Genomic DNA, 444 nt, shown 5'->3' with positions numbered 1-444 from the left:
AACGAAACGAAAACAGGTGAGCAAGGTGGTAAAGATGTGTTCACGAAAGAAAACTTAGACGAAGTAACGATTTATGGTGCTGAGTTCTCGTCAACTATTAATCTTGACACTCTGTTTGACGCACCTTACGGCACTTACACTCGCTTAGCTGTTGCTTATGCAGATGGTGAAGACAAGAAGACTGGTAAGTCAATTGATTCAGTTGCACCACTAACAAGTACAATCGGATTTGGTGTTGAACGTGATAATTTCGGTTCTGCGTTAAATGTAAAAATGGTTGCGTCGAAGGATGATTGGAACGCTGACGACAACGTCGATGTATCTGGATACACAGTTGTAGACTTGACGGCTTATTACCGTCCTNTGACAGATTTAACTCTGAGAGCTGGTGCTGAGTTCTCGTCAACTATTAATCTTGACACTCTGTTTGACGCACCTTACGGC

General features: G+C 42.7%; 1 protein-coding gene. It reads left to right on the top strand.

Translation table 11 applies throughout. The annotated features are described in order from the left end of the window. On the top strand, positions 1–444 hold a 444-nt coding region (locus A3712_RS21430; protein WP_157618840.1), incomplete at both ends, for a TonB-dependent receptor domain-containing protein.

This window comes from Vibrio sp. HI00D65, assembly GCF_001635455.1.
GTDB lineage: Bacteria > Pseudomonadota > Gammaproteobacteria > Enterobacterales > Vibrionaceae > Vibrio.
The sequence above is the reverse complement of the archived record's forward strand: the minus strand, read 5'-3'. Positions and strand labels throughout refer to the sequence as shown.